This is a genomic window from Bartonella sp. AP258QHHD (genome assembly GCF_042196145.1).
GTDB lineage: Bacteria > Pseudomonadota > Alphaproteobacteria > Rhizobiales > Rhizobiaceae > Bartonella.
In genome coordinates, this window is sequence record NZ_JBHIPR010000002.1 from 1 (window position 1) to 23622 (window position 23622).

The 23622-nt window shown below is 40.2% G+C and carries 32 protein-coding genes; all 32 read left to right on the forward strand.

Annotated features, from left to right (window positions below):
• The coding region (locus tag ACFIMM_RS00020; protein ID WP_375692558.1) for an EF-Tu/IF-2/RF-3 family GTPase at nucleotides 1-469 on the forward strand (469 nt) is incomplete at its 5' end.
• Nucleotides 470-530: 61 nt separating this feature from the next.
• Nucleotides 531-839 carry a 30S ribosomal protein S10 gene (rpsJ, locus tag ACFIMM_RS00025; RefSeq protein ID WP_005773267.1) on the forward strand — a complete coding sequence of 103 codons (309 nt, stop codon included), beginning with the start codon at nucleotides 531-533 and terminating at the stop codon, nucleotides 837-839.
• A 27-nt stretch (nucleotides 840-866) separates the two neighbouring features.
• The gene (gene rplC, locus ACFIMM_RS00030) at nucleotides 867-1604 is read left to right on the forward strand and encodes a 50S ribosomal protein L3 (protein WP_375638238.1); all 738 of its coding nucleotides are present in this window, start codon (nucleotides 867-869) and stop codon (nucleotides 1602-1604) included.
• 2 nt (nucleotides 1605-1606) lie between these two features.
• Entirely contained in the window at nucleotides 1607-2227 is a 621-nt protein-coding gene (gene rplD / locus ACFIMM_RS00035) for a 50S ribosomal protein L4 (protein WP_375613145.1), read from the forward strand.
• Nucleotides 2224-2517 carry a 50S ribosomal protein L23 gene (locus ACFIMM_RS00040; RefSeq protein WP_273723987.1) on the forward strand — a complete coding sequence of 98 codons (294 nt, stop codon included), beginning with the start codon at nucleotides 2224-2226 and terminating at the stop codon, nucleotides 2515-2517. The genes rplD and ACFIMM_RS00040 overlap by 4 nt, the downstream gene beginning before the upstream one ends.
• Nucleotides 2518-2537: 20 nt before the next feature.
• On the forward strand, nucleotides 2538-3371 hold the full coding sequence (gene rplB, locus ACFIMM_RS00045; RefSeq protein WP_375611474.1) for a 50S ribosomal protein L2: 834 nt from the start codon (nucleotides 2538-2540) through the stop codon (nucleotides 3369-3371).
• A 15-nt stretch (nucleotides 3372-3386) separates the two neighbouring features.
• Nucleotides 3387-3665, forward strand: a complete 279-nt coding sequence (gene rpsS / locus ACFIMM_RS00050) for a 30S ribosomal protein S19 (RefSeq protein ID WP_004855734.1) — start codon at nucleotides 3387-3389, stop codon at nucleotides 3663-3665.
• Nucleotides 3666-3667: 2 nt separating this feature from the next.
• A complete protein-coding gene (gene rplV, locus ACFIMM_RS00055) occupies nucleotides 3668-4057 on the forward strand; it encodes a 50S ribosomal protein L22 (protein WP_273791407.1) in 390 nt (129 codons plus the stop codon).
• Nucleotides 4057-4767 carry a 30S ribosomal protein S3 gene (rpsC, locus tag ACFIMM_RS00060; protein ID WP_273791408.1) on the forward strand — a complete coding sequence of 237 codons (711 nt, stop codon included), beginning with the start codon at nucleotides 4057-4059 and terminating at the stop codon, nucleotides 4765-4767. Before rplV ends, rpsC begins: the two co-directional genes overlap by 1 nt.
• A gap of 36 nt (nucleotides 4768-4803) precedes the next feature.
• Nucleotides 4804-5217, forward strand: coding sequence for a 50S ribosomal protein L16 (gene rplP, locus ACFIMM_RS00065; RefSeq protein ID WP_375611475.1), 414 nt, complete (start codon nucleotides 4804-4806; stop codon nucleotides 5215-5217).
• A gap of 14 nt (nucleotides 5218-5231) precedes the next feature.
• Complete coding sequence (gene rpmC, locus ACFIMM_RS00070) at nucleotides 5232-5432, forward strand: 50S ribosomal protein L29 (protein ID WP_375606714.1); 201 nt, start codon at nucleotides 5232-5234, stop codon at nucleotides 5430-5432.
• A gap of 11 nt (nucleotides 5433-5443) precedes the next feature.
• Nucleotides 5444-5683 (forward strand): 30S ribosomal protein S17, encoded by a 240-nt coding sequence (rpsQ, locus tag ACFIMM_RS00075; protein WP_012231991.1) that lies wholly within the window; start codon nucleotides 5444-5446, stop codon nucleotides 5681-5683.
• Nucleotides 5684-5827: 144 nt separating this feature from the next.
• Nucleotides 5828-6196, forward strand: a complete 369-nt coding sequence (gene rplN / locus ACFIMM_RS00080; protein ID WP_004855715.1) for a 50S ribosomal protein L14 — start codon at nucleotides 5828-5830, stop codon at nucleotides 6194-6196.
• Nucleotides 6197-6208: 12 nt separating this feature from the next.
• Complete coding sequence (rplX, locus tag ACFIMM_RS00085) at nucleotides 6209-6523, forward strand: 50S ribosomal protein L24 (RefSeq protein WP_015856579.1); 315 nt, start codon at nucleotides 6209-6211, stop codon at nucleotides 6521-6523.
• A complete protein-coding gene (rplE, locus tag ACFIMM_RS00090; RefSeq protein WP_375611477.1) occupies nucleotides 6516-7073 on the forward strand; it encodes a 50S ribosomal protein L5 in 558 nt (185 codons plus the stop codon). Before rplX ends, rplE begins: the two co-directional genes overlap by 8 nt.
• A gap of 24 nt (nucleotides 7074-7097) precedes the next feature.
• Nucleotides 7098-7403 (forward strand): 30S ribosomal protein S14, encoded by a 306-nt coding sequence (gene rpsN / locus ACFIMM_RS00095; protein ID WP_273791412.1) that lies wholly within the window; start codon nucleotides 7098-7100, stop codon nucleotides 7401-7403.
• A 14-nt stretch (nucleotides 7404-7417) separates the two neighbouring features.
• On the forward strand, nucleotides 7418-7816 hold the full coding sequence (gene rpsH / locus ACFIMM_RS00100) for a 30S ribosomal protein S8 (RefSeq protein ID WP_375629006.1): 399 nt from the start codon (nucleotides 7418-7420) through the stop codon (nucleotides 7814-7816).
• A 39-nt stretch (nucleotides 7817-7855) separates the two neighbouring features.
• Complete coding sequence (gene rplF, locus ACFIMM_RS00105; RefSeq protein WP_273791413.1) at nucleotides 7856-8389, forward strand: 50S ribosomal protein L6; 534 nt, start codon at nucleotides 7856-7858, stop codon at nucleotides 8387-8389.
• 12 nt (nucleotides 8390-8401) lie between these two features.
• Nucleotides 8402-8764 carry a 50S ribosomal protein L18 gene (rplR, locus tag ACFIMM_RS00110; protein WP_273791414.1) on the forward strand — a complete coding sequence of 121 codons (363 nt, stop codon included), beginning with the start codon at nucleotides 8402-8404 and terminating at the stop codon, nucleotides 8762-8764.
• A gap of 111 nt (nucleotides 8765-8875) precedes the next feature.
• Nucleotides 8876-9424: a 30S ribosomal protein S5 gene (rpsE, locus tag ACFIMM_RS00115; protein ID WP_015856574.1), complete on the forward strand. Its 549-nt coding sequence runs from the start codon at nucleotides 8876-8878 to the stop codon at nucleotides 9422-9424.
• A gap of 31 nt (nucleotides 9425-9455) precedes the next feature.
• Nucleotides 9456-9662 carry a 50S ribosomal protein L30 gene (gene rpmD / locus ACFIMM_RS00120; RefSeq protein ID WP_375611481.1) on the forward strand — a complete coding sequence of 69 codons (207 nt, stop codon included), beginning with the start codon at nucleotides 9456-9458 and terminating at the stop codon, nucleotides 9660-9662.
• 20 nt (nucleotides 9663-9682) lie between these two features.
• Nucleotides 9683-10150, forward strand: a complete 468-nt coding sequence (gene rplO / locus ACFIMM_RS00125) for a 50S ribosomal protein L15 (RefSeq protein WP_375613141.1) — start codon at nucleotides 9683-9685, stop codon at nucleotides 10148-10150.
• 161 nt (nucleotides 10151-10311) lie between these two features.
• Complete coding sequence (gene secY / locus ACFIMM_RS00130; RefSeq protein ID WP_375611483.1) at nucleotides 10312-11658, forward strand: preprotein translocase subunit SecY; 1347 nt, start codon at nucleotides 10312-10314, stop codon at nucleotides 11656-11658.
• Nucleotides 11655-12233 (forward strand): adenylate kinase, encoded by a 579-nt coding sequence (locus ACFIMM_RS00135; RefSeq protein ID WP_375613140.1) that lies wholly within the window; start codon nucleotides 11655-11657, stop codon nucleotides 12231-12233. The genes secY and ACFIMM_RS00135 overlap by 4 nt, the downstream gene beginning before the upstream one ends.
• A gap of 182 nt (nucleotides 12234-12415) precedes the next feature.
• The gene (gene rpsM / locus ACFIMM_RS00140) at nucleotides 12416-12784 is read left to right on the forward strand and encodes a 30S ribosomal protein S13 (RefSeq protein ID WP_026500557.1); all 369 of its coding nucleotides are present in this window, start codon (nucleotides 12416-12418) and stop codon (nucleotides 12782-12784) included.
• A 114-nt stretch (nucleotides 12785-12898) separates the two neighbouring features.
• Complete coding sequence (gene rpsK / locus ACFIMM_RS00145) at nucleotides 12899-13288, forward strand: 30S ribosomal protein S11 (protein WP_007347762.1); 390 nt, start codon at nucleotides 12899-12901, stop codon at nucleotides 13286-13288.
• A gap of 94 nt (nucleotides 13289-13382) precedes the next feature.
• Nucleotides 13383-14396: a DNA-directed RNA polymerase subunit alpha gene (locus ACFIMM_RS00150; protein ID WP_375611485.1), complete on the forward strand. Its 1014-nt coding sequence runs from the start codon at nucleotides 13383-13385 to the stop codon at nucleotides 14394-14396.
• 24 nt (nucleotides 14397-14420) lie between these two features.
• Complete coding sequence (gene rplQ / locus ACFIMM_RS00155; RefSeq protein ID WP_375629010.1) at nucleotides 14421-14849, forward strand: 50S ribosomal protein L17; 429 nt, start codon at nucleotides 14421-14423, stop codon at nucleotides 14847-14849.
• 267 nt (nucleotides 14850-15116) lie between these two features.
• The gene (locus ACFIMM_RS00160; protein ID WP_375611486.1) at nucleotides 15117-16511 is read left to right on the forward strand and encodes a DegQ family serine endoprotease; all 1395 of its coding nucleotides are present in this window, start codon (nucleotides 15117-15119) and stop codon (nucleotides 16509-16511) included.
• Between the two features lie 8 nt (nucleotides 16512-16519).
• A complete protein-coding gene (locus tag ACFIMM_RS00165) occupies nucleotides 16520-17845 on the forward strand; it encodes a replication-associated recombination protein A (RefSeq protein ID WP_375613137.1) in 1326 nt (441 codons plus the stop codon).
• 968 nt (nucleotides 17846-18813) lie between these two features.
• On the forward strand, nucleotides 18814-19857 hold the full coding sequence (gene recA / locus ACFIMM_RS00170; protein ID WP_273791424.1) for a recombinase RecA: 1044 nt from the start codon (nucleotides 18814-18816) through the stop codon (nucleotides 19855-19857).
• A 201-nt stretch (nucleotides 19858-20058) separates the two neighbouring features.
• Nucleotides 20059-22725 (forward strand): alanine--tRNA ligase, encoded by a 2667-nt coding sequence (gene alaS, locus ACFIMM_RS00175; RefSeq protein WP_375681803.1) that lies wholly within the window; start codon nucleotides 20059-20061, stop codon nucleotides 22723-22725.
• Nucleotides 22726-23622 lie beyond the last annotated feature (897 nt).

Consider the following 23622-nt stretch of genomic DNA (forward strand, 5'->3'; position numbering starts at 1 on the left):
TGGAGAGGAAATCGAGATTATCGGTATTCGTCCAACGTCTAAGACGACGGTTACAGGCGTTGAAATGTTCCGCAAGCTTTTGGATCAAGGTCAAGCGGGTGATAATATAGGGGCTCTGCTACGTGGTGTTGACCGTGAAGGGATTGAGCGTGGTCAAGTATTGGCAAAGCCAAGATCCGTTACACCTCATACACGTTTTAAAGCAGAAGCTTACATTTTGACAAAAGATGAAGGTGGACGTCATACACCATTTTTCACGAATTATCGTCCTCAGATTTACTTCCGTACGACGGATGTTACAGGTATTGTTACGCTTCCAGAAGGAACGGAAATGGTTATGCCAGACGACAATGTTGCCATGGATGTTTCGTTGATCGTTCCAATAGCAATGGAGGAAAAACTTCGTTTTGCTATTCGTGAAGGTGGTCGTACTGTTGGTGCCGGTATCGTCTCTAAGATCATTGAATAAATAATGCTTGTTGAGCACCTTGATTATTTGAGGTGCTTTGTATAACAGGGAAATAAAGAGCATGAACAGTCAAAATATCCGCATTCGCCTAAAAGCGTTTGATCATAGAATTCTTGATACGTCGACGCGTGAGATTGTATCGACTGCTAAACGTACCGGTGCAAATGTCCGTGGTCCCATTCCGCTTCCTACGCGGATTGAGAAGTTTACGGTCAATCGTGGACCGCATATCGATAAGAAGAGCCGTGAGCAGTTTGAAATGCGTACACATAAGCGTCTTCTTGACATTGTTGATCCAACGCCGCAAACAGTGGATGCGCTTATGAAGCTCGATCTTTCTGCTGGTGTGGATGTAGAAATTAAGCTCTGAGGTTTGAGGACAGAAGGAACAGACCCGATGCGTTCAGGTGTAATAGCACAGAAGCTGGGCATGACCCGTATTTATAATGATGCTGGTGAGCATGTGCCGGTGACGGTACTTCGTTTGGAGAATTGTCAAGTCGTTGCTCAGCGTACAGTTGAAAAGAATGGTTATACTGCTGTTCAATTAGGTGTAGGCTTTGCTAAGGTTAAGAATACTTCACAAGCTCTTCGTGGACATTTTGCTAAGGCTTCTGTTGAGCCTAAAGCCAAAATAGCAGAGTTTCGTGTGAGCCCCGACAATCTTCTTGATGTTGGTACTGAGATTACAGTGGAACATTTTGTTCCAGGACAAAGAGTTGATGTGACTGGTACCAGTATTGGTAAGGGGTTTGCTGGTGTTATGAAACGACATAACTTTGGTGGACATCGTGCTTCTCATGGTAATTCGATTACACATCGTGCTCATGGTTCTACAGGGCAGTGCCAAGATCCTGGTAAAGTTTTTAAAGGTAAAAAAATGGCTGGCCATATGGGGCAAGTGCGTGTAACAACACAGAATATTGAAGTTATTTCCACTGATAGTGAGCGTGGTTTAATTTTAGTGCGTGGTGCTGTTTCTGGTTCTAAAGGTTCTTGGATTTTGATACGGGATGCTGTGAAGAAGCGTCTTCCTGATAATGCTCCAAAGCCTGCTGGTATTCGCCGTCTTGTGAAGGAGAAAGCGGAAATGGGTACTCCGGTGACGGAAACCTCTGAGGTTGAGGGAGCCTAATAATGGATCTTGTAATTAAAACTCTTGATGGTAATGAAGCTGGCAAATTAAAGGTTTCTGAAGCTATTTTTGATCTTGTTCCGCGTGAGGATATTTTGCAACGTGTTGTTCGTTGGCAGCTTGCACGTCGTCAGCAGGGAAGTCATCAATCCCAAGGTCGTTCTGATGTGTCGCGAACAGGGGCAAAAATGTTTAAACAGAAAGGAACTGGGCGTGCTCGACATTCATCTGCACGTGCACCGCAGTTTAGGGGTGGGGGTAAGGCACATGGACCGGTGGTTCGTAGCCATGCGCATGATCTTCCTAAAAAGATTCGTGCTCTTGGGTTACGTCTTGCTTTATCTGCAAAATTAAAAGCAAAAGATTTAATTATTGTGGATGAGTTGACTGTTAAGGATGCTAAAACGAAAATGCTTGTTTCTCATTTTTCTAAGCTTGGATTTAATAACGCTCTCTTGATTGATGGTAAAGAGATTGATATTAACTTTTTTCGTGCAGCCTCTAATATCCCTAATATTGACATTTTGCCTATTCAGGGAATTAATGTTTATGATATTTTGCGTCGCAGCAAACTTGTTTTATCAAAAGCAGCTGTTGAGGCTCTTGAGGAGCGTTTTAAATGACAGATCTTCGCCATTATGATATAATTATTAGTCCAGTTATTACTGAAAAGGCGACTATGATTTCTGAATATAATCAAGTTGCTTTTAATGTCGCGCCGAAAGCGACGAAGCCTGAGATTAAGGCTGCTATTGAAGCGCTTTTTAGCGTAAAAGTTAAAGCAGTTAACACGATAGTCCGTAAGGGTAAAGTGAAGCGTTTCAAAGGTATAGTTGGTCGGCAGAGTGATGTCAAAAAAGCGATCGTAACTCTGGCCAGTGGTCAGACTATCGACGTTTCGACAGGTCTTTAAGAGGCTCGGAGATAGGAATAATGGCACTTAAGCAGTTTAATCCAACGACACCTGGGCAGCGTCAGCTTGTTATTGTGGAACGTTCTTGTCTTTATAAGGGAAAACCTGTAAAGATGTTAACTGAAGGTTTGTCTTCAAAGGGTGGACGTAATAATCGCGGTCGTGTTACTGCTCGTTTTCAGGGTGGTGGACATAAACGTAGTTATCGGTTTGTCGACTTTAAGCGTCTTAAACGTGATGTTTCAGCAAAGGTTGAGCGTTTAGAATACGATCCTAATCGTACCGCTTTTATTGCTTTAATCCGCTATGAGGATGGGCAATTGAGTTATATTCTTGCACCACAGCGTCTTGGTGTTGGTGATTCTGTTATGGCTGGTTTAAATGTGGATGTTAAACCAGGTAATGCTATGCCTCTTGCTAATATGCCTGTAGGTACAATTATTCATAATGTTGAGATGAAGCCAGGGAAAGGCGGACAGATTGCACGTTCAGCAGGTGCTTATGCGCAGTTGGTTGGACGAGATCATGGTATGGCTATTCTTCGTTTAAATTCTGGTGAGCAGCGTTTGGTTCCGAGTAGCTGTTTTGCAACTGTTGGCGCTGTTTCAAATCCTGATCATGGGAATATTAATGATGGTAAGGCGGGACGGTCACGTTGGCGTGGTAAACGTCCACATGTTCGTGGTGTTGCTATGAACCCCGTTGATCATCCACACGGTGGTGGTGAAGGTCGTACATCGGGGGGGCGCCATCCAGTTTCTCCCTGGGGTAAACCTACGAAAGGTAAGCGTACGCGCTCCAATAAAGCCACTGATAAATTTATTATGCGTACGCGTCATCAACGCAAGAAATGAGAAAGGTAGTCTGAGGTGGTTCGTTCAGTGTGGAAAGGTCCGTTTGTTGACGGCTATCTTCTTGGTAAAGCAGAGAAGGTACGTGCAAGTGGGCGCAACGAAGTTATAAAAATATGGAGTCGTCGCTCTACTATTTTACCGCAATTTGTTGGTTTAACTTTTGGTGTTTACAACGGTAATAAGCATATTCCTGTTTCTGTTTCTGAAGAGATGGTTGGGCATAAGTTTGGTGAGTTCGCTCCTACCCGGACTTATTATGGTCATGGTGCCGATAAGAAAGCGAAGAGGAAGTAGGAATGGGAAAAGCTAAAGTTTCGCGCCAGCTTAAAGATAATGAAGCAAGAGCTGTCACGCGGACAATTCGTGTTAGTCCGCAGAAGCTTAATTTAGTTGCTGCAATGATTCGTGGTAAAAGAGTTAATGTAGCGCTCGCTGATTTGATGTTTTCACGCAAGCGAATTGCTGCTACTGTGAAAAAAACGCTTGAATCAGCAATTGCAAATGCAGAAAATAACCACGATCTTGATATTGATTCGCTTGTTGTGGCGGAAGCTTATGTTGGTAAGTCGATAGTGATGAAGCGCTTTCATGTTCGTGGTCGAGGGCGTGCTAGTAGAATTGAACGTCCATTTTCGCATCTTACTGTTATTGTTCGTGAAGTTACCGAAAAAGTGGAGGCCGCGTAATGGGGCAGAAGATCAATCCAATAGGACTTCGTCTTGGTGTTAATCGGACTTGGGACTCTCGTTGGTATGCTGATAGTGGTGAATATGGGCGCCTTCTTCACGAAGATTTGAAAATTCGTTCATATGTGCTTGAGGAACTTAAACAGGCGGCTATTTCTAAGGTTGTTATTGAGCGTCCTCATAAAAAGTGTCGTATTACAATTCATTCTGCACGTCCTGGTTTGATTATTGGTAAAAAGGGTGCTGATATCGAAAAGCTTCGTCGTAAACTCTCAGAAATGACGGATGCTGAAACTTCATTGAATATTGTGGAGATTCGTAAACCGGAGATTGATGCGACAATTATTGCGCAATCAATTGCTCAACAGTTAGAGCGTCGTGTTGCTTTTCGTCGTGCAATGAAGCGTGCTGTTCAGTCTGCTATGCGTCTTGGTGCGGAAGGTATTCGTATCAATTGTTCTGGCCGTCTTGGTGGTGCTGAAATTGCTCGTATGGAATGGTATCGTGAAGGTCGTGTTCCACTTCATACCTTGCGTTCTGATGTTGATTACGGTACAGCAGAAGCTAAGACCGCTTATGGTATTTGTGGTATTAAAGTTTGGGTCTTTAAGGGTGAGATTCTTGAGCATGATCCGATGGCTTCAGAACGTCGTGCTACGGAAGCTGATCAATCTGGTTCTTCATCGAATCGTCGCCGCGAAAATGCTTAGTTTTTGAGATTGAACTAAAATTTGGAGTAGAGAACAATGTTGCAGCCAAAGCGCACAAAGTTCCGTAAACAGTTCAAAGGCCGTATTCACGGTTTTGCGAAGGGTGGTACGGATTTGAATTTCGGTGCCTACGGTTTGAAGGCTGTTGAGCCGGAGCGGGTTACTGCTCGTCAAATTGAAGCGGCGCGTCGTGCGATTACACGTTATATGAAGCGTTCTGGTCGTGTGTGGATTCGCATTTTTCCAGATCTTCCGGTTACATCTAAACCGACTGAAGTTCGTATGGGTAAAGGTAAGGGAAGTGTTGATTATTGGGCTGCACGTGTTGCTCCTGGGCGCGTCATGTTTGAGCTTGATGGAGTTCCGGAGGATGTTGCACGTGAAGCACTAAGATTGGGTGCTGCAAAGTTGCCTATAAAAACGCGTTTCATCCAGCGTATTGCTGAATAATGAGGTTATAAGCGATGAGAGCCACAGAATTACGGGCGCAAACGCTCGACCAAATGAAAGATGAATTGGCTAAGTTAAAGAAAGAGCAATTTAATTTGCGTTTTCAAAAAGCAACAGGTCAATTAGAAAAGACTGCGCGCGTTAGACAAGTTCGTCGTGATATTGCGCGTATTAAAACTTTTCTTCGTCAAAAGATAAGTGAAAGTAAGGTTTAAGGAAATAAGAGATGCCTAAACGCGTTTTGCAGGGTGTTGTTATTAGCGACAAAAGTGATAAGACTGTTGTTGTCAAAGTTGAACGCCGTTATTCTCATCCGCTTCTTAAGAAGACTGTTCGGCAGTCTAAAAATTATAAAGCGCATGACGAAAACAACCAATTCAAGATTGGGGATCAAGTTTCTATTCAGGAATCTAGACCAATTTCGAAAGATAAATGTTGGATTGTTGTAAAAGACAATGTAGCGTAATGAGTTAAGCTTATTGTTTTAGAATTTAACAGTGTGGTTATCATTGATAAATTTGAAGGCGATAACTTTATCGTTATTTGGCAGGCAAATCCGAGTGTGTAAAAGATTCAATCGGATATATGTGTTAAGAGAAGGTGGCCAGTCATGATTCAGATGCAAACAAACCTCGACGTTGCTGATAATTCTGGAGCGCGTCGTGTCATGTGCATCAAAGTGTTAGGCGGTTCAAAGCGGAAATATGCTTCGGTCGGTGACATTATTGTTGTTTCGGTTAAGGATGCAATTCCTCGTGGCCGTGTTAAAAAAGGTGATGTTATGAAAGCTGTTGTGGTTCGTACTGCTAAGGATATTCGTCGCGCAGATGGTAGTGTCATTCGTTTTGATAGTAATGCTGCGGTTTTAGTAGATAATAAAAAAGAGCCGATCGGTACTCGTATCTTTGGACCTGTTCCCCGTGAATTGCGTGGTAGGAATCATATGAAGATCATCTCGCTTGCTCCTGAAGTTCTGTAAGGAGTAAATGTTATGCAGAAGATTCGAAAAGGTGATAAAGTTGTTGTTTTGTCCGGTAAGGATAAAGGATGTAGTGGTGAAGTAATTAAGGTTAGTCCAAAAGAGAATAAGGCTTTTGTTCGTGGGATTAATATGATTAAACGTCATCAACGTCAAACGCAGAAGCAAGAAGCTGGAATTATTTCTAAAGAAGCTCCGATTCATCTGTCTAATTTGGCGATTGCTGATCCTAAAGATGGTAAGCCTACACGTGTAGGCTTTCGTATGAATGCAGATGGTAATAAAGTTCGTTTTGCCAAGCGTTCGGGAGAGTTGATTAATGGCTGAGGAAAGACAAATACCGCGTATGAAAGCGCATTATTTTGAAGTGATTCGTAAAGTGCTTCAAGAGAAGTTTAATTACAGAAATGCGATGCAAATTCCGCGGATTGATAAAGTTGTAATAAATATGGGGATAGGTGAAGCAACTGCTGATTCGAAGAAGCCTTCCCTTGCCGCTGAGGATTTAGGGCTAATAACGGGTCAGAAGGCTGTTGTTACGCGTGCGCGTAATTCTATTGCGACCTTTAAGGTTCGTGAAGGAATGCCTCTTGGGGCTAAAGTTACATTGCGTAAAGATCGTATGTTTGAGTTTTTAGATCGTCTTGTGACGATTGCTCTTCCGCGGGTTCGTGACTTTCGTGGTTTAAATCCAAAGAGTTTTGATGGTCGTGGCAATTTTGCTATGGGTATTAAAGAACACATTGTGTTTCCAGAAATCAACTATGATAAAGTTGATCAAATTTGGGGTATGGATATTATCGTTTGTACGACAGCAAAAACGGATGATGAAGCTCGTGAGTTATTGCGTGCTTTTAATTTTCCTTTTCGTTCGTAACGGCAAACGTAGTGAGGTGAAATTATGGCCAAAGTAAGTGCCGTTGAAAAAAATAAGCGTCGTGAGGTGATGGTAAAGCGCTATGCTGCCCGTCGTGCACGTTTGAAAGCAATAGTTATGGATCAGAAGGTTTCTCTTGAAGAACGTTTTAAAGCTTCTGTTCAGCTGGCAGAGTTGCCGCGTAATTCTTCGAAAGTTCGTATTCGTAATCGCTGTGAGGTTTCAGGTCGTCCGCGGGCTTATTATCGTAAATTAAAAATGTCGCGAATTGCGTTGCGTGAGCTTGGCTCTATTGGCTATATTCCTGGTATTGTAAAGTCTAGTTGGTAAGAGGAGATTATTTAATGTCTATGTCAGATCCTCTTGGTGATATGCTAACACGTATTCGTAATGCACTTGGTCGTAAAAAAGGTAAAGTAGTTACTCCAGCTTCGAAGCTTCGTGCGCACGTTCTTGATGTTCTTCAGTCGGAAGGTTATATTCGCGGATATAATCAAATTGATTTAGGTGATGGGAAAGCTGAGATTGAAATCGAATTGAAGTATTTTGAAGGGCTGGCTGCTATTCGTGAGATTTCACGTGTATCAAAGCCAGGGCGTCGTGTGTATGTTTCTGCTAAGTCACTTCCTCAGGTGGCAAATGGCCTTGGTATTTCGATTTTATCGACTCCTAAAGGTGTCATGGCAGATCATAAGGCGCGTGAACAGAATGTTGGTGGAGAACTCCTTTGTCGTGTTTTCTAAGTTATGTCAAGAAAACGGAAGAAAAAGTAGGTTAGAACAATGTCTCGTATTGGAAAGAAACCCATTTCAATTCCTTCTGGAGTTACTGCTACTGTTGAAGGTCAGCTGGTTAAGGCAAAAGGTCCAAAAGGTGAGCTGAGTTACGTCGTCAATGATGAAGTCTTAGTCAAACTTGAGGAAAATATCATATCAGTTATGCCGCGGGATCAGTCAAAAGATGCGCGTTCTAAATGGGGTATGTCGCGCTCAATGATTGAGAACATTTTTTGTGGTGTGAAAGATGGTTTTGAAAAGAGGTTGGAGATTAATGGGGTTGGTTATCGTGCTGCTTTGCAGGGTAAGGATGTTCAACTATCTCTGGGCTTTTCGCATGATGTGGTTTATAAAGTTCCGTCGGGTGTTACTGTGACTGTTCCTAAGCCAACGGAAATTGTTGTTTCTGGAATTGATAAACAGCAAGTTGGACAAGTTGCAGCGGAGATTCGTGAGTATCGTAGGCCTGAGCCTTATAAAGGTAAAGGTGTTAAGCATGCAGATGAACGTATCTTCCGTAAAGAAGGTAAAAAGAAATAAGGATTTTGTATTATGGTTTCATCTAAGGACATTATCCAACGTCGTGCAAGGCGTGTTCGTCGTAGAATTAAAATGGTTTCTCATGATCGTCCTCGGCTTAGTGTTTATCGTTCAAATCAGAACATTTATGCTCAAGTTATCGATGATTTGCGGGGATGTACACTTGTTTCAGCCTCTACTCTTGAAAGTGATTTGAAAAAATCGTTAAAGAGTGGTGCTGATAAAAAGGCGGCCTTTGCTGTTGGTAAGTTAATTGCTGAGCGTGCGAAGAAAGCGGGTGTTAATGAGGTGGTTTTTGATCGTGGAGCGTATGTGTACCATGGTCGCGTCAAAGCTTTAGCTGAAGCTGCTCGTGAAGGTGGTTTGAATTTCTAAAATTTCTTATTTATGAATGAGTAAGGAGAGTTTAGAGTATTTCGTTTAAGTTCTTCCAGTTTGATGAGGGACTTTGTTATCGTGCTTCCGGAAAAGAAAAAGGAATGAGGAATGGCACAAAAAGAACGTGGTGAGAGAGAAGAACGCGATAATGAATTTGTCGATAGGCTCGTTCATATCAATCGTGTTGCTAAAGTTGTAAAGGGTGGTCGGCGTTTTGGTTTTGCTGCTCTTGTTGTCGTTGGAGATCAAAAAGGGCGTGTGGGTTTTGGACATGGTAAAGCCCGTGAAGTTCCAGAAGCCGTTCGTAAAGCAACGGAATCTGCGAAACGTGGGATGATTTATGTTCCGCTTCGGTCTGGGCGTACATTGCATCATGATCTTGAAGGTCGTCACGGAGCTGGGCGTGTTTTGCTACGTTCGGCTTCTGCTGGTACTGGTATTATTGCTGGGGGACCGATGCGTGCTATTTTTGAAGCTCTTGGTATGCAGGATGTCGTTGCAAAATCACTAGGGTCGTCGAATCCTTATAACATGGTTCGTGCAACATTTGATGCATTGAAACATCAAATGCATCCTAGAGATATTGCTGCTCAACGTGGTATAAAGTATTCGACTTTGCAGGCGCGTCGTCGCCATTTAGTCGACCTAGAAGGGTAGTTTCTGAGATTATCAGAAAAGGAATTAGGAAATGGTTCAGAAAAAATCTCAGAGTGGTAAAACTGTGACGGTGGAACAAATTGGAAGCCCTATTCGAAACTCACAGATTCAGCGTGCAACCTTAAAGGGGCTTGGACTAAATAAAATGCGTCGTCGGCGCGTTTTAGATGATACACTTTGTGTGCGGGGTATGATTGCTCGGGTTCGGCATCTTGTTCGCGTTATAGATGAAGGTTAAGGGTTGCGGGAGTATTAGATATGAAACTCAATGAACTGCGTGATTGCGAAGGCGCAACAAAAAATCGTAAGCGTGTTGGGCGTGGTATTGGTTCCGGTACGGGTAAGACTGGTGGACGTGGTGTAAAAGGGCAAAAGTCACGTTCTGGTGTTTCCCTTAATGGTTTTGAAGGTGGGCAAATGCCTATCTATCGTCGTTTGCCAAAACGTGGATTTAGGAATTTCTTTGCTAAAACCTACAATGAAGTTTCACTGGGACGTATTCAGTTGGCAGTTGATGCAGGTAAGTTGAATATTGAAAAGCCTGTTGATATGGTTTCTTTGAAAGAGGCTGGTATTATTCGTCGTGAAAAAGATGGGGTTCGTCTTCTTTCTGATGGTGATTTGAAGGCTAAGATTACCTTTCATGTTTCTGGTGCTTCACAAGCTGCTCGTGTTAAGATTGAAAAAGTGGGTGGCCAGGTTATTCTTCCTGATATTGCTCGATAATTTTTTGATATGAATAGAGACCTAAAGAAGAATAATATCTGTTTTGTGGGATCTTTTGTGGAGAATTGTTTAAGTTCTGCATTTGTTTGTGTATGCATATATGAATTTTAGGATTATACTTCTGTGATTTGAAGAACTGGAGTGTAAAGTGGAGACGTTTTATGGCATCAGCAGCAGAGCAATTTGCTTCCAATATAAATTTCGGCACCTTTTCGCGTGCAACTGAATTAAAGAAACGCATCTGGTTTACTCTGTTGGCGCTTCTTGTATATCGTTTTGGCACTTACATCTCTCTTCCAGGCATCAATATCGATGCTTTGCGGCAAACATTTGAACATCACGCGTCGGGTGTATTAGGACTCTTTAATATGTTTGCTGGAGGTGCCGTTGGGCGTATGGCTATTTTTGCGCTGGGTATCATGCCTTATATATCGGCATCTATTATTGTGCAATTGTTAACATCTATTATTCCTTCTTTGGAAACTCTTAAAAAAGAAGGGGATTTAGGTCGTAAGATTATCAATCAATATACGCGTTATGTAACAGTCGTATTGGCAATTCTACAAGCTTTTGGTATTGCGGTTGCGCTTGAAAGCGGTATAGGGTCGGGGCTTCAAATTGTTTTAGAACCAGGTCTTATGTTTCGTATTTCTTCTGTTATTACGCTTGTTGGCGGAACGATGTTTCTTATGTGGCTTGGCGAGCAAATTACGTCACGTGGTATTGGTAATGGGGTTTCTCTTATCATTTTTACAGGGATTGTAGCCAACTTTCCTTCTACTTTTGCTCAGCTTTTGACAGCTCATAGTCAGGCTGATTTATCAACTTTTCTTTTAATAGGAATCGTTCTTATTGCTGTTTTGGTTATTGGGCTTATTGTTTTTATAGAGCGTGCGCAACGGCGAATTCTTATCCAATACCCGAAACGTCAGGTCGGTAATCAAATGTTTCAAGGAGATATGTCGCATCTTCCTTTAAAGTTGAATACTGCTGGTGTTATTCCACCTATTTTTGCTTCATCTTTATTATTATTACCTGCCACTATTAATAATTTTTCTGATAAAATGCCACAATGGGTTCAGGAGATTTCTTATGCTCTTGGTCATGGACAGCCACTTTATATGATTGTTTATGCATTTTTAATGGCGTTTTTTTGCTTTTTTTATACAGCTATTGTGTTTAATCCAAGTGATACTGCAGATCAGTTGAAAAAACATTCTGGTTTTATTCCAGGGATTCGTCCAGGTGAGCGTACAGCCGAATATATTGATTACGTTTTGACGCGTATTACTGTTGTGGGCGCTATTTATATTATCTTGGTTTGTTTGTTACCTGAATTTATGATATCTGCATTACAGGTTCCTTTTTATCTTGGGGGAACATCCTTGTTGATTGTTGTTACTGTTACACTTGATACGGTTGCTCAAATTCAGGGGCATCTTGTTGCCCACCAATATGAAGGGTTGATAAAAAAATCAAAACTTCGTGGAGGTAGAAGGAATCGATGAGAGTTATTCTTTTAGGTCCTCCTGGAGCGGGAAAAGGTACGCAAGCAAAAATGTTGACTGAGGAATATAACATTCCTCATTTATCAACAGGGGATATGTTGCGTGAGGTGATTGCCAAAGAAACGGAGATTGGTAAAAAAGCTAAAGCTATTATAAGTTCTGGTGCTTTGGTACCTGATAGTATTGTTAATCAAATCGTATCAGATCGGATTGATGAAGCTGATTGTGTAAACGGTTTTGTTTTGGATGGATATCCGCGAACTGTGGGGCAAGCAGAAGCGTTGCAACAGATACTGGATTCAAAAAATATGTGGCTTAATGCTGTTATTGAATTGTGTGTTGATGAAGACGTGTTGATTGAACGTATGAAGAAGCGTGTTGAGGAAACAATAGCGACTGGTGGACAGGTTCGTTTAGATGACAATCCTGTTGCTTTTGCAAAAAGATTAGTAGAATATCGTGAAAAAACAGCTCCCTTATCAAAATTTTATTCAGAGAGGGGAATGTTGAAGGTTATTGATGGAATGATTGGTGTTGCTGAAGTGACACGTATGATTAGAGGGTTTCTTTCATGAGATTTTTTTTAAAAATAAATGAAAAGAGTTGACTTTTGAGATGAAATCTATCAAAAGTGAATTTAATTTATTTTAGTGAAATAATAGGATTCGGAAGCATTTTTTTTTCTGAGTCTATTTTTTTCTGTAAAGTATATCAGGTGTTTTATAACAATTTGTCAAAATAACTAAGGAGAGTAGGCGTGGCTCGTATTGCTGGCGTCAATATCCCGACAAATAAGCGTGTAATTATTGCGCTTCAATATATCCACGGGATTGGACCAAAATTTGCTCAAGAAATTATTGAAAGAGTTGGCATTCCTTTGGGGCGTCGTGTGCATGAGCTTTCAGATGCTGAGGTGCTGCAGATTCGTGAGGCAATAGATCAGGGGTATCAAGTTGAAGGTGATCTTCGTCGTGAGGTTGCTATGAATGTTAAGCGTTTGATGGATCTTGGTTGTTATCGGGGATTGCGTCATCGCCGATCTTTGCCTGTCCGAGGACAGCGTACACATACGAATGCCCGTACACGTAAAGGTCCGGCTAAGGCAATCGCCGGTAAGAAGAAATAAGGGCCTTTGTGGAAGGTTTTTTATATATTCTTTTTCTTGTTTGATTTGTTTGACAAGGAAAAAAGGTGGAGCTGCTGATGTTACGGCAGTGATGAGATCGTTGAAAGGGAAATTATGGCCAAGGAAGCCACACGTGTTCGTCGTCGCGAACGTAAAAATATTTCATCGGGTGTTGTGCATATTAATTCAACATTTAATAACACAATGATTACTATTACTGATGCTCAGGGTAATGCAATTGCTTGGTCATCTGCGGGAGCTCAGGGGTTTAAAGGTGCGCGTAAATCGACACCTTTTGCTGCTCAAGTTGCTGCGGAGGATTGTGCAAGAAAAGCGCAAGAGCATGGTATGCGTTCTTTGGAAGTTGAAGTTTGTGGACCTGGATCAGGGCGTGAATCTGCTTTACGTGCATTGCAATCTGTTGGTTTTGTCATTACTTCTATTCGCGATGTAACACCAATTCCTCATAATGGATGTCGTCCGCGGAAAAGGCGGCGTGTTTAATTGGGTGTTGTTTTTTGTTGTCGGAGATTTCTCTGATGTTCACATTGGTCGTTACGATTGAATGGTAACGGAACTAAAGAACGGGAATAAAAATATGATCCAGAAAAACTGGCAGGAACTTATTAAACCCAATAAGGTTGAATCATGTGCACATGATAATCCAAATATTATAAGTGTGATTGCTGAACCTCTTGAGCGTGGTTTTGGTTTAACGTTAGGAAATGCGCTTCGTCGCGTTTTGTTATCTTCGCTTCGTGGTGCTGCTATTACTGCTGTGCAGATTGACGGTGTCTTGCATGAATTTTCATCGATTCCAGGTGTGCGTGAGGATGTTACGGATATTATTCTGAATATAAAAGAAATTGCGCTTCGTATGGAAGAAGAAGGGCCTAAACGTGTCGTCGTTTATAAAGAGGGGCCTGGTGTCGTGAAAGCGGGAGATATCAGTACAGTTGGGGATATGGAAATTCTAAATCCAGATCATGTTATTTGTACTCTTGATGAAGAAGCTGAAATTCGTATGGAATTTATTGTCAACACAGGAAAGGGGTATGTTCCATCTGATCGTAATTGTGTTGATGATGCACGTATAGGGCTTATTCCAATTGATAGTCTTTATTCACCTATCCGTAAGGTATCTTATAAAGTAGAAAATACACGCGAAGGTCAAGTTCTCGATTATGATAAATTAACGCTCACGATTGAAACAAACGGTGCTGTTAATGGTGAGGATGCTGTTGCTTTTGCAGCACGCATTCTTCAGGATCAATTATCGTTATTTATTAACTTTGAAGAGCCACAGAAGGAGCCTGTTGAAGAGGCTGATTCTGAGCTTTCTTTTAATCCTGCTCTTCTCAAAAAAGTGGATGAATTAGAACTTTCAGTTCGTTCGGCAAATTGTCTTAAGAATGATAATATTGTCTATATTGGTGATCTGATTCAGAAAACAGAATCTGAAATGCTTCGGACACCGAACTTTGGTCGCAAGTCGTTGAATGAGATTAAAGAAGTTTTGGCGTGTATGGGTTTACATCTTGGGATGGAGATTCCTGCGTGGCCGCCTGAAAACATTGATGATCTTGCAAAACGTTATGAAGATCAATATTAAAATTAGAATTTAAGGAGAGGGCTTATGCGCCATAGTAAGTCAGGACGCAAGTTGAACCGTACTGCCAGTCACCGTAAAGCGATGTTTGCAAATATGGCAACTTCGTTGATCGAGCATGAGCAGATTGTGACAACACTTCCAAAGGCTAAGGAAATTCGTCCTATTGTTGAAAAACTCGTTACTCTTGGTAAGCGTGGTGGTTTGCATGCGCGTCGGCAAGCTATTGCAGCACTTCGTGATGCAGGAAAGGTTGCAAAATTATTTGATACGCTTGCGCCACGTTATGCATCACGCAACGGTGGGTATTTGCGTATTATGAAAGCGGGGTTTCGTACCGGTGATAATGCGCCCATGGCTGTTATAGAATTTGTTGATCGTGATGTTGAAGCGAAGGGTGCTTGGGATCGTGCTCGCATGGAAGCTTCTGAGAATGAAAAGGGAACATCTTCGTAGAGTTTTTTATTCTGTTGGATTTTTAAAGGCCGCCTTGTCTTGGGCGGTTTTTTTGTGAGCATTTTTAAGTTTGTTTTAGTTGAGAAATAGGTGCAGAGAGAAAATTATAGAATATTGAATTATCTTATTTTTATAATATTTATTGTTCAAATAGGTTGTTTTTATTCTCTATTATGAAATATTAATAGAGGTCCTTAATTTGCGGGGATACGTTTTTTTATTCTATTAATCTTCAACAGAATGTGCTGATTTTATAAGGAGTGGATTATGAGGTATTCTTTTTGGGTGCGGATTTTTTTTGCAATTATGATGCAGATATCATTTGATCATGTATATGCTCATGTTCCTCAAACACAAACAGAAATCACCCTTTCATTTGCTCCTTTAGTTAAAAAGACAGTTCCATCTGTTGTAAATATTTATGCAGCTCGACAAATTAGAGCTCGATCACCTTTTGAAGGCGATCCATTTTTTGAGCAATTTTTTGGTCGTTTTCAAAATAAATTTCCTGTTCGTAAGCAATCGTCATTAGGATCAGGGGTGATTGTTGATGCACGTGGTTTGATCGTTACAAATTACCACGTCATTAAAGATGCAAGCGAAATTAAAGTGGCTTTTTCTGATGGACGGGAGTTTGAGAGTAAGGTCGTGCTCAAAGATGAAGCAACTGATATTGCAATTCTTGAAGTTAAGGAAAAAGATGCTCAATTTCCGGCTCTTTCTTTGGGAAATTCTGATACTGTTGAAGTTGGTGATCTTGTTCTTGCTATTGGTAATCCCTTTGGTGTTGGTCAAACAGTTACAAGTGGTATTGTTTCAGCGCAAGCGCGTACACGTGTTGGGATTTCTGATTTTGACTTTTTTATTCAAACAGACGCAGCCATTAATCCAGGGAATTCTGGTGGCGCTTTAATTGATATGAAAGGTCAGTTAATCGGAATTAATACGGCTATCTATTCGCGTTCCGGTGGTTCTGTAGGGATTGGTTTTGCTATTCCAGTTAATCTTGTAAAAGTGATGCTTGATACTGTTAAACGCGGTGGAAAATATTTTGTGCCGCCTTATATTGGGGCTTCTTTTCAAAATGTTACAGCTGATATTGCTGGTGGTTTAGGTTTAGAACGTCCCTATGGTGCTCTTATTGTTGAAGTTATCAAAGATAGTCCTGCTGAAAAAGCTGGATTGAAAGTAGGTGATGTTATTTTGAGTGTGCAGGGGGTACGCGTTGACAGTCCAGATAGTCTTGGTTATCGTTTGATGACAGCTGACGTTGAGCATAGTCTTGCCTTGGAATATTTACGAAGTGGAAAAACTTTAAAAACACAAATAACAGTTTCATCAATATCAGAAACTGCATTTTTAAAATCTGAAAAAATTACGGGTGACAGTCCTCTTGCTGGTGCTGAGGTGTTAGATTTAACACCGCAAAATAGTCGACGTTTTCATCTTCCTATATCTGCAAAAGGGGTTGTGATTACCAATCTTGAGGAAATGAGCAATGCAGCTGGAATTTTTCAGTCAGGAGATATTCTACGTGTTGTAAATGGCCATAAAATTCAAACAGTTCATCAGTTGAAAAAGGTTCTTATGCAAGGTCGCTCAAATATGTGGCAATTGGAATATGAACGTGATGGTATGTATATTCGCCAATTTATTCGTTGAGGTTTTTTTTGAAGAAAGATTTTTTTACTTCGTCGTTTGATTTTCAAGTTAATAAAAATCAGCCACTTGCAGAAAGAATGCGCCCTTGTTCTCTCAATGATGTTGTGGGACAAAAGCATTTGATTGGAGAGGATGGTTTGCTTTCACGTATGGCGGCAACAGGCTCAATTGGATCGATGATTTTTTGGGGACCTCCAGGGACGGGAAAAACGACCGTTGCACGTTTGTTAGCCCTTGAAACAAATTTCGCGTTTGAACAGGTTTCTGCTATTTTTACAGGAGTTTCTGAACTTAAAAAGATTTTTGAAGTTGCGCAGAGGCGTTTTATATCTGGGGATAAAACACTTCTCTTTGTTGATGAAATTCATCGGTTTAATCGTGCACAGCAGGATAGTTTTCTTTCTGTGATGGAAGAGGGTACTGTGGTACTTATAGGTGCAACAACCGAAAATCCTTCTTTTGAACTGAATGCTGCCCTTCTTTCGCGTGCACGTGTTTTAACATTTCTTTCTCATGATCATGAAAGTTTGGACATGCTTTTGAGGCGTGCTGAAGAAGTGGAGGGAAAAACTCTTCCCTTGGATAATGATGCCAGAGACGTTTTGATAGAGATGTCTGATGGTGATGCGCGGGTTGCGTTAACATTGGCAGAGGAAGTTTGGTCTATTGCGCCATTGGGAGAGATTCTTGATGTTGTTGCTTTGCAAAAAGTTATTCAGCGTCGTGCGCCTATTTATGATAAAGGACGAGATGGGCATTATAATCTCATTTCAGCGTTGCATAAATCCGTTCGTGGATCTGATCCTGATGCTGCGCTTTATTATTTGGCACGTATGTTGGATGCTGGTGAAGATCCTCTCTATATTGGGCGAAGATTGGTTCGTATGGCCGTTGAAGATATTGGTTTGGCGGATCCTCAAGCTCTTGTCATTTGTAATGCAGCAAAAGATGCCTATGATTATTTAGGATCACCAGAAGGAGAGTTGGCCTTGGCGCAAGCATGTCTTTATGTTGCAACTGCGCCAAAGTCAAATGCAGCATATCTTGCGTATAAAGCAGCACTGCGTTGTGCACGCAAAAATGGCTCTTTACCACCTCCTAAGCATATTCTTAATGCTCCTACGAAATTTATGAAGGAAGAAGGGTATGGAAGTGGTTATTGTTATGACCATGATGAACCAGATGCTTTTTCAGGACAAGAATATTTTCCCGAAAAACTTGGACGTCAGAGTTATTATAAACCAGTTGAGCGTGGTTTTGAGCGTGAAATTGTGAAACGTCTTGAGTGGTGGCAACAGTTGCGCAAAAAACGTAAAGATCAAAATAAAATTTGAGTTGAAATACGTTTTTTATTGATCTCTTATGTTATTGTATGAGAAATTTAGCTTATATTTTAAACAATTTATTGCATTGCTTGTAGAGATTTTTTTGATATCTTCAAAAGTGCATATTTTTTCAAATTTAAATATATCATTCAACTTTTAAGCTGCTTTATTTATTTTGGTTTTATTAAATAATATATTGACTTATAATGATAATTAACTGTTTCGTAAGTTGAATGAAAGTTTCAAATACCGTAAATTTCTCTCATCCCAAGTCTGTTATTTGTTGAAGCAATCAAGTTATTCGCTTGCATGTTACAAGCAGGATTAGCGTGTGATAAAAACTGTACAAGAAAGGACTAAAAATCCCTCCTATGAATTGTCTCAAGTGCCGAGAGCTGTTGCAATATTGGAGGATGATAAATAGTGTGATGGTGCCGGCTTGCTCCTTCTATAGAGTAAAGATGGTGGTGCCTAAAGGGTTTTGCAGTATACCACATTCATAGGTGTTGTCACAAAATGAGCTTGGAAGTTTTGAGAGATGTTTCTTAAATCAAGTGCATGAATATGCAACACAATAGCGTTTTGTTCTTCGATGCAATAGGGTATGAGGTTGATTGATGATGCGTTTTTTGTGTGATCAATAGCGGGAGAATTCTTAGTCTCTCAAGTATTTAATCAAAGGGATAAGCAGAAGGGTTGTAGAACATTGTGTTTAAAATTAAATTGTTCCTTTTCTAGAGAGATATAAATATGTTAACTATGCTCCCATAGAGATATTACTTTATTGGAGTTTATTATGTGTCATAAGATAAGCAATGCCAATTCTTTATTGTGATGGTCATGAATGTTTATGGACATAATGTGGAGATAGGAATGGAAATAGTCTGTGAAACTCTAAACTCAAGCCTTTAGTTAAATTAAAAGTACAGTATACACTAAAGTTTTAGGTTATTATGAATTCGGTCAAGGATATAATCGTGGATAAAACAAAAGCTCTCGATGCTGCTCTCTCACAAATTGAACGTTCTTTTGGTAAAGGCTCGATTATGCGTCTTGGGCAAAAAGAGCAGGTTGTTGAAATTGAAACAATTCCAACAGGGTCGTTATCCTTGGATATTGCTTTAGGGATTGGTGGATTACCGAAGGGGCGTATTGTTGAGATTTATGGACCAGAAAGTTCTGGGAAAACAACATTGGCTCTCCATGCTATTGCTGAGGCACAGAAAGGTGGTGGGATTTGTGCTTTTATTGATGCAGAGCATGCGCTTGATCCTATTTATGCGCGTAAGCTTGGTGTTGATTTAGAAAACTTGTTCATTTCTCAGCCAGATACCGGTGAACAGGCATTGGAAATTACAGAAACGTTGGTTCGTTCTGGTGCCGTTGATGTGCTTGTTGTGGATTCTGTCGCAGCTTTAACACCGCGAGCAGAAATTGACGGTGAAATGGGTGATGCTTTGCCCGGATTGCAAGCTCGGTTAATGAGTAAAGCGTTACGAAAATTAACCGCAGCAATTTTTCGCTCTAACTGTATGGTTGTTTTTATTAATCAAATTCGCATGAAAATTGGTGTGATGTTTGGTTCTCCTGAAACGACAACGGGTGGAAACGCTTTAAAGTTTTATGCTTCTGTTCGTTTAGATATTCGTCGCATTGGATCCATTAAAGATAGGGATTCAATCGTTGGTAATCAGACGCGCGTTAAAGTGGTGAAAAATAAATTGGCACCTCCATTCAAACAGGTTGAGTTTGATATTATTTATGGTGAAGGTATTTCCAAAGTAGGTGAATTGATTGATTTGGGTGTCAAGGTTGGTGTTGTTGAAAAATCTGGTGCATGGTTTTCTTATAATTCTCAGCGTTTAGGGCAGGGGCGTGAGAATGCAAAGCAGTTTTTACGTGAACATGTGGAAATAGCTACAGAGATTGAAGCAGCTTTGCGCCAAAATGCTGGTTTGATTGCGATTGAATTGTTAGAAAATGCAGGGTCAGAAAATATAGAAAGTGATGAAGCCATTTGATGGGGGGGTCGTCTATAATTTTTTTTCTTTAAGATTTTTCTGTTTTTTTGTTTGAGTTTTTAAATACGCAGTCATTTTTTTCTCAATTTTTTAAAACAAATATTCCATTTTTGATTAAATTGACTCCATGCGTGGCGAAGAGGATTTAATGAGGGGGGATTTTTCTTTTATGGTTTTGTGCTGTATTGAGCAGGTGTCAACATGAATAGTGTTAATAATATTCGGTCAACATTTTTGGATTATTTTCATCGTAATGGGCATAAAGTTCTTTCTTCTAGTCCGCTTGTTCCGCGGAATGATCCTACACTTATGTTTACAAATGCAGGGATGGTGCAGTTTAAAAATGTTTTTACTGGACTTGAACAACCTTCTTATACGCAGGCAACAACGGCACAAAAATGTGTTCGTGCAGGTGGAAAGCATAATGATCTTGATAATGTTGGTTATACGGCGCGCCATCATACATTTTTTGAAATGCTGGGTAATTTTTCTTTCGGTGATTATTTCAAAGAAGAAGCTATTTTTTTATCATGGAATCTTTTAACAAAGGAATTTTGCCTGCCAAAAGATAAATTGTTGGTGACAGTTTATCAGAGTGATGATGTTGCTGCTGAACTGTGGCGTAAAATTTCAGGTCTTCCAGATGAAAAAATTGTTCGTATTGCGACGGCTGATAATTTTTGGTCGATGGGAGAAACAGGCCCTTGTGGTCCTTGTTCGGAGATTTTTTATGATCATGGTGATGAAATATGGGGCGGTCCTCCTGGAAGTGCTAATGAAGATGGGGATCGCTTTATTGAGATTTGGAATCTTGTTTTTATGCAGTATGAGCAAGTTTCCAAGGAAGAACGTGTTAACTTACCTCACCCTTCTATTGATACCGGTATGGGATTAGAGCGTATTGCTGCTGTTTTACAGGGCGTTCATGATAATTATGATATTGATCTTTTTCGTGCATTAATTGCTGCATCAGAAGAAATTACAGGGATTGAGGCAAAGGGTGATTTTATTGCCAGCCATCGTGTCATTGCTGATCATCTTCGCTCATCTGCATTTTTGATTGCTGATGGTGTGCTTCCTTCTAATGAAGGAAGAGGATATGTTTTACGTCGTATTATGCGTCGTGCTATGCGTCATGCGCATCTTCTTGGTGCTAAAGAGCCCTTAATGTGGCGACTTTTACCTGCTTTAATTCGCGAAATGGGACAAGCTTATCCTGAGTTGACACGTGCTGAATCTTTGATTTCAGAAACTTTAAGGTTAGAAGAAATACGTTTTCGTAAAACGCTTGAACGAGGACTTGGTTTGTTGAACGAAGCAAGTACCGATCTTAAAGAAGGGGACTATTTGAATGGTGAAGTTGCTTTCAAGCTCTATGATACCTATGGTTTTCCGCTTGATTTGACGCAAGATGTTCTTCGTCGTCGCGGAATATCTGTTGACGTTGGTGCTTTTGATAAAGCGATGGAACGCCAAAAAGAGGAGGCACGTGCCAATTGGTCTGGTTCTGGAGAAGCTGGAACAGAGAAAATCTGGTTTTCTGTTCGTGATCAAGTGGGGGCCACAGAGTTTTTAGGTTATGAAACTGAGACAGCGAAAGGTATTCTTACAGCTCTTGTATGTGATGGTAAAATTGTTGATCATATTTCTTCAGATCAGAAAGCTATGCTTGTTGTTAATCAGACACCTTTTTATGGTGAATCTGGTGGGCAAATTGGTGATAGCGGTATCATTTCTGGTGAAAATTTTATTTTTAAGGTGCATGATACCCAAAGAAAGGGTGATGGTGTTTTTATCCATATTGGGGAGGTGAAATCTGGTCAGGCATCGAGGTCTGATTGTGTAGAATTAACGGTTGATATTGTTCGTCGTAAGAAAATTCGTGCGAATCACTCTGCTACTCATTTGTTACACGAAGCTTTACGCCAAACATTGGGGGACCATGTTACACAAAAGGGTTCTCTTGTATCGCCAGATCGGTTGCGTTTTGATTTTTCCCATCCAAAATCCGTTTCACCAAAAGAGTTGAAAAAAATAGAAGATTTAGCCAATGAGATTATTTTGCAAAATAGTAAAGTAATAACGCGCCTCATGGCTGTAGATGAGGCCATTTCTGAAGGAGCCATGGCATTGTTTGGTGAAAAATATGGTGATGAAGTTCGCGTTGTTTCTATGGGGGAGCCACTTGAACAGGAAAGATTAAAAAAGCGTTGGTCAATTGAGCTTTGTGGAGGGACACATGTGGAGCGAACAGGTGATATTGGTTTAATTCATATTGTTTCTGAAAGTTCTGTTTCAGCTGGAGTGCGGCGTATTGAAGCTTTAACAGGCAAAGAAGCCCGTCTTTATCTTAGCCGCCAAGATGAACGTATTCATGAAATCGCTGATCTTTTAAAAACTTCTTCTGCTGGTGTGGAAGAACGGGTGCGAATTTTGCTTGATGATCGTCGTAAACTTGAAAAAGAATTGAATGATGTACGCAAGAAAATGATGTTGAGTGGTGGAATAACAGAAAGGAGCCAAGATGATATTATCATCATCAATGGGTTTTCTTTTACCGGACGCGTTGTTAAAAATATTTTACCACGGGATCTTAAGGCGCTCGTCGATTCTGAGAAAAAACAAATTGGATCTGGAGTGGTTGCTTTTATTAGTGTCTCGGAGGATGGAAAAGGGAGTGCTGTTGTCGGTGTTACGGATGATTTAACGGATAAGTTAAATGCTGTAGATCTCGTTCGTATTCTTTCAGCGATGCTTGGTGGTAAAGGTGGAGGTGGCCGTTCTGATATGGCACAGGCTGGTGGTCCTGAGGGGAACAAAGCTGATGAGGCATTTGCGGCACTAAAAGATTTTCTTGAAAAAAATTAAATTAAATCATTCTGCATAGGTGTTTTTTACATTGTTATATTTGGTTGGCATCTATGTATCATGAATATCTGTCTGGTGTATTTCTGAAATGCAGATACAGCGTAATTGGGGAAAATACAATTGTAAAGATAAAGACAGTGTTTGTCTTTATCACCACTTTATCATTTGGCTTTATAGCTTCCAAGCGTTTCAGGAGTCACCTTTTTAAGATAAGATAGATTATGCAGCACTTCATGCTTTACTGTGTATTCTTTTACTAGGAAGACTAGTTATTGTGTTGCTCTTATAGATTTTTTGAAGAAACATCTCTTTTTATGAAAGGAAAAATACAAGATTTATTGCATACGATTATCCTTATAAAGTTATAAGCTATCATTATTCGATTAGTTATTCAAATGAATAAAATTTCTTTCCTTGAAAAGGCTTATAAAAGAGTTGTTGTATCTTAGAGCTATTATTTTCATTTTGCTTGTTATGTACAAGAAAACAGTTTTTTGGTTTATTATTAAAAGGTCTTGAAAGGAATATTCTCCTATCTTTATAAATCTTTATTTTAAGTTATAAAGTAATGAATTATCAATATAAATCAAAGGAATATAACATAAATCTAAATATTTAGATTAACATCTAATTTATTTATGATAAAATTGCTTTAATATATTGAATTATAATGATAATTTATCGTTTTATCTTTTGAATAAGAGCTACGAATATTCGTAGGGTTTTATTATTTCAAATTCTGTGTATGTTAAATTAATCAAAACCACTCACGAATGTCGTTGTGAAATGGGCTTAAGAGCATTGAGAAATGTTTCTTAAAAAAAGTTATATGAATGTGCAAAACAAGGATGTTCTGTTCTTTATGAGAGGACTATAAAGAAAGTGATAAACAAAAGT

What these genes read in the sequence shown, in the direction of transcription:
- rpsJ (WP_005773267.1), top strand. Translation starts at nt 531, where the DNA reads ATGAACAGTCAAAATATCCGCATTCGCCTAAAAGCGTTTGATCATAGA.
- rplC (WP_375638238.1), top strand. Translation starts at nt 867, where the DNA reads ATGCGTTCAGGTGTAATAGCACAGAAGCTGGGCATGACCCGTATTTAT.
- rplD (WP_375613145.1), top strand. Translation starts at nt 1,607, where the DNA reads ATGGATCTTGTAATTAAAACTCTTGATGGTAATGAAGCTGGCAAATTA.
- ACFIMM_RS00040 (WP_273723987.1), top strand. Translation starts at nt 2,224, where the DNA reads ATGACAGATCTTCGCCATTATGATATAATTATTAGTCCAGTTATTACT.
- rplB (WP_375611474.1), top strand. Translation starts at nt 2,538, where the DNA reads ATGGCACTTAAGCAGTTTAATCCAACGACACCTGGGCAGCGTCAGCTT.
- rplV (WP_273791407.1), top strand. Translation starts at nt 3,668, where the DNA reads ATGGGAAAAGCTAAAGTTTCGCGCCAGCTTAAAGATAATGAAGCAAGA.
- rpsC (WP_273791408.1), top strand. Translation starts at nt 4,057, where the DNA reads ATGGGGCAGAAGATCAATCCAATAGGACTTCGTCTTGGTGTTAATCGG.
- rplP (WP_375611475.1), top strand. Translation starts at nt 4,804, where the DNA reads ATGTTGCAGCCAAAGCGCACAAAGTTCCGTAAACAGTTCAAAGGCCGT.
- rpmC (WP_375606714.1), top strand. Translation starts at nt 5,232, where the DNA reads ATGAGAGCCACAGAATTACGGGCGCAAACGCTCGACCAAATGAAAGAT.
- rpsQ (WP_012231991.1), top strand. Translation starts at nt 5,444, where the DNA reads ATGCCTAAACGCGTTTTGCAGGGTGTTGTTATTAGCGACAAAAGTGAT.
- rplN (WP_004855715.1), top strand. Translation starts at nt 5,828, where the DNA reads ATGATTCAGATGCAAACAAACCTCGACGTTGCTGATAATTCTGGAGCG.
- rplX (WP_015856579.1), top strand. Translation starts at nt 6,209, where the DNA reads ATGCAGAAGATTCGAAAAGGTGATAAAGTTGTTGTTTTGTCCGGTAAG.
- rplE (WP_375611477.1), top strand. Translation starts at nt 6,516, where the DNA reads ATGGCTGAGGAAAGACAAATACCGCGTATGAAAGCGCATTATTTTGAA.
- rpsN (WP_273791412.1), top strand. Translation starts at nt 7,098, where the DNA reads ATGGCCAAAGTAAGTGCCGTTGAAAAAAATAAGCGTCGTGAGGTGATG.
- rpsH (WP_375629006.1), top strand. Translation starts at nt 7,418, where the DNA reads ATGTCTATGTCAGATCCTCTTGGTGATATGCTAACACGTATTCGTAAT.
- rplF (WP_273791413.1), top strand. Translation starts at nt 7,856, where the DNA reads ATGTCTCGTATTGGAAAGAAACCCATTTCAATTCCTTCTGGAGTTACT.
- rplR (WP_273791414.1), top strand. Translation starts at nt 8,402, where the DNA reads ATGGTTTCATCTAAGGACATTATCCAACGTCGTGCAAGGCGTGTTCGT.
- rpsE (WP_015856574.1), top strand. Translation starts at nt 8,876, where the DNA reads ATGGCACAAAAAGAACGTGGTGAGAGAGAAGAACGCGATAATGAATTT.
- rpmD (WP_375611481.1), top strand. Translation starts at nt 9,456, where the DNA reads ATGGTTCAGAAAAAATCTCAGAGTGGTAAAACTGTGACGGTGGAACAA.
- rplO (WP_375613141.1), top strand. Translation starts at nt 9,683, where the DNA reads ATGAAACTCAATGAACTGCGTGATTGCGAAGGCGCAACAAAAAATCGT.
- secY (WP_375611483.1), top strand. Translation starts at nt 10,312, where the DNA reads ATGGCATCAGCAGCAGAGCAATTTGCTTCCAATATAAATTTCGGCACC.
- ACFIMM_RS00135 (WP_375613140.1), top strand. Translation starts at nt 11,655, where the DNA reads ATGAGAGTTATTCTTTTAGGTCCTCCTGGAGCGGGAAAAGGTACGCAA.
- rpsK (WP_007347762.1), top strand. Translation starts at nt 12,899, where the DNA reads ATGGCCAAGGAAGCCACACGTGTTCGTCGTCGCGAACGTAAAAATATT.
- ACFIMM_RS00150 (WP_375611485.1), top strand. Translation starts at nt 13,383, where the DNA reads ATGATCCAGAAAAACTGGCAGGAACTTATTAAACCCAATAAGGTTGAA.
- rplQ (WP_375629010.1), top strand. Translation starts at nt 14,421, where the DNA reads ATGCGCCATAGTAAGTCAGGACGCAAGTTGAACCGTACTGCCAGTCAC.
- ACFIMM_RS00160 (WP_375611486.1), top strand. Translation starts at nt 15,117, where the DNA reads ATGAGGTATTCTTTTTGGGTGCGGATTTTTTTTGCAATTATGATGCAG.
- alaS (WP_375681803.1), top strand. Translation starts at nt 20,059, where the DNA reads ATGAATAGTGTTAATAATATTCGGTCAACATTTTTGGATTATTTTCAT.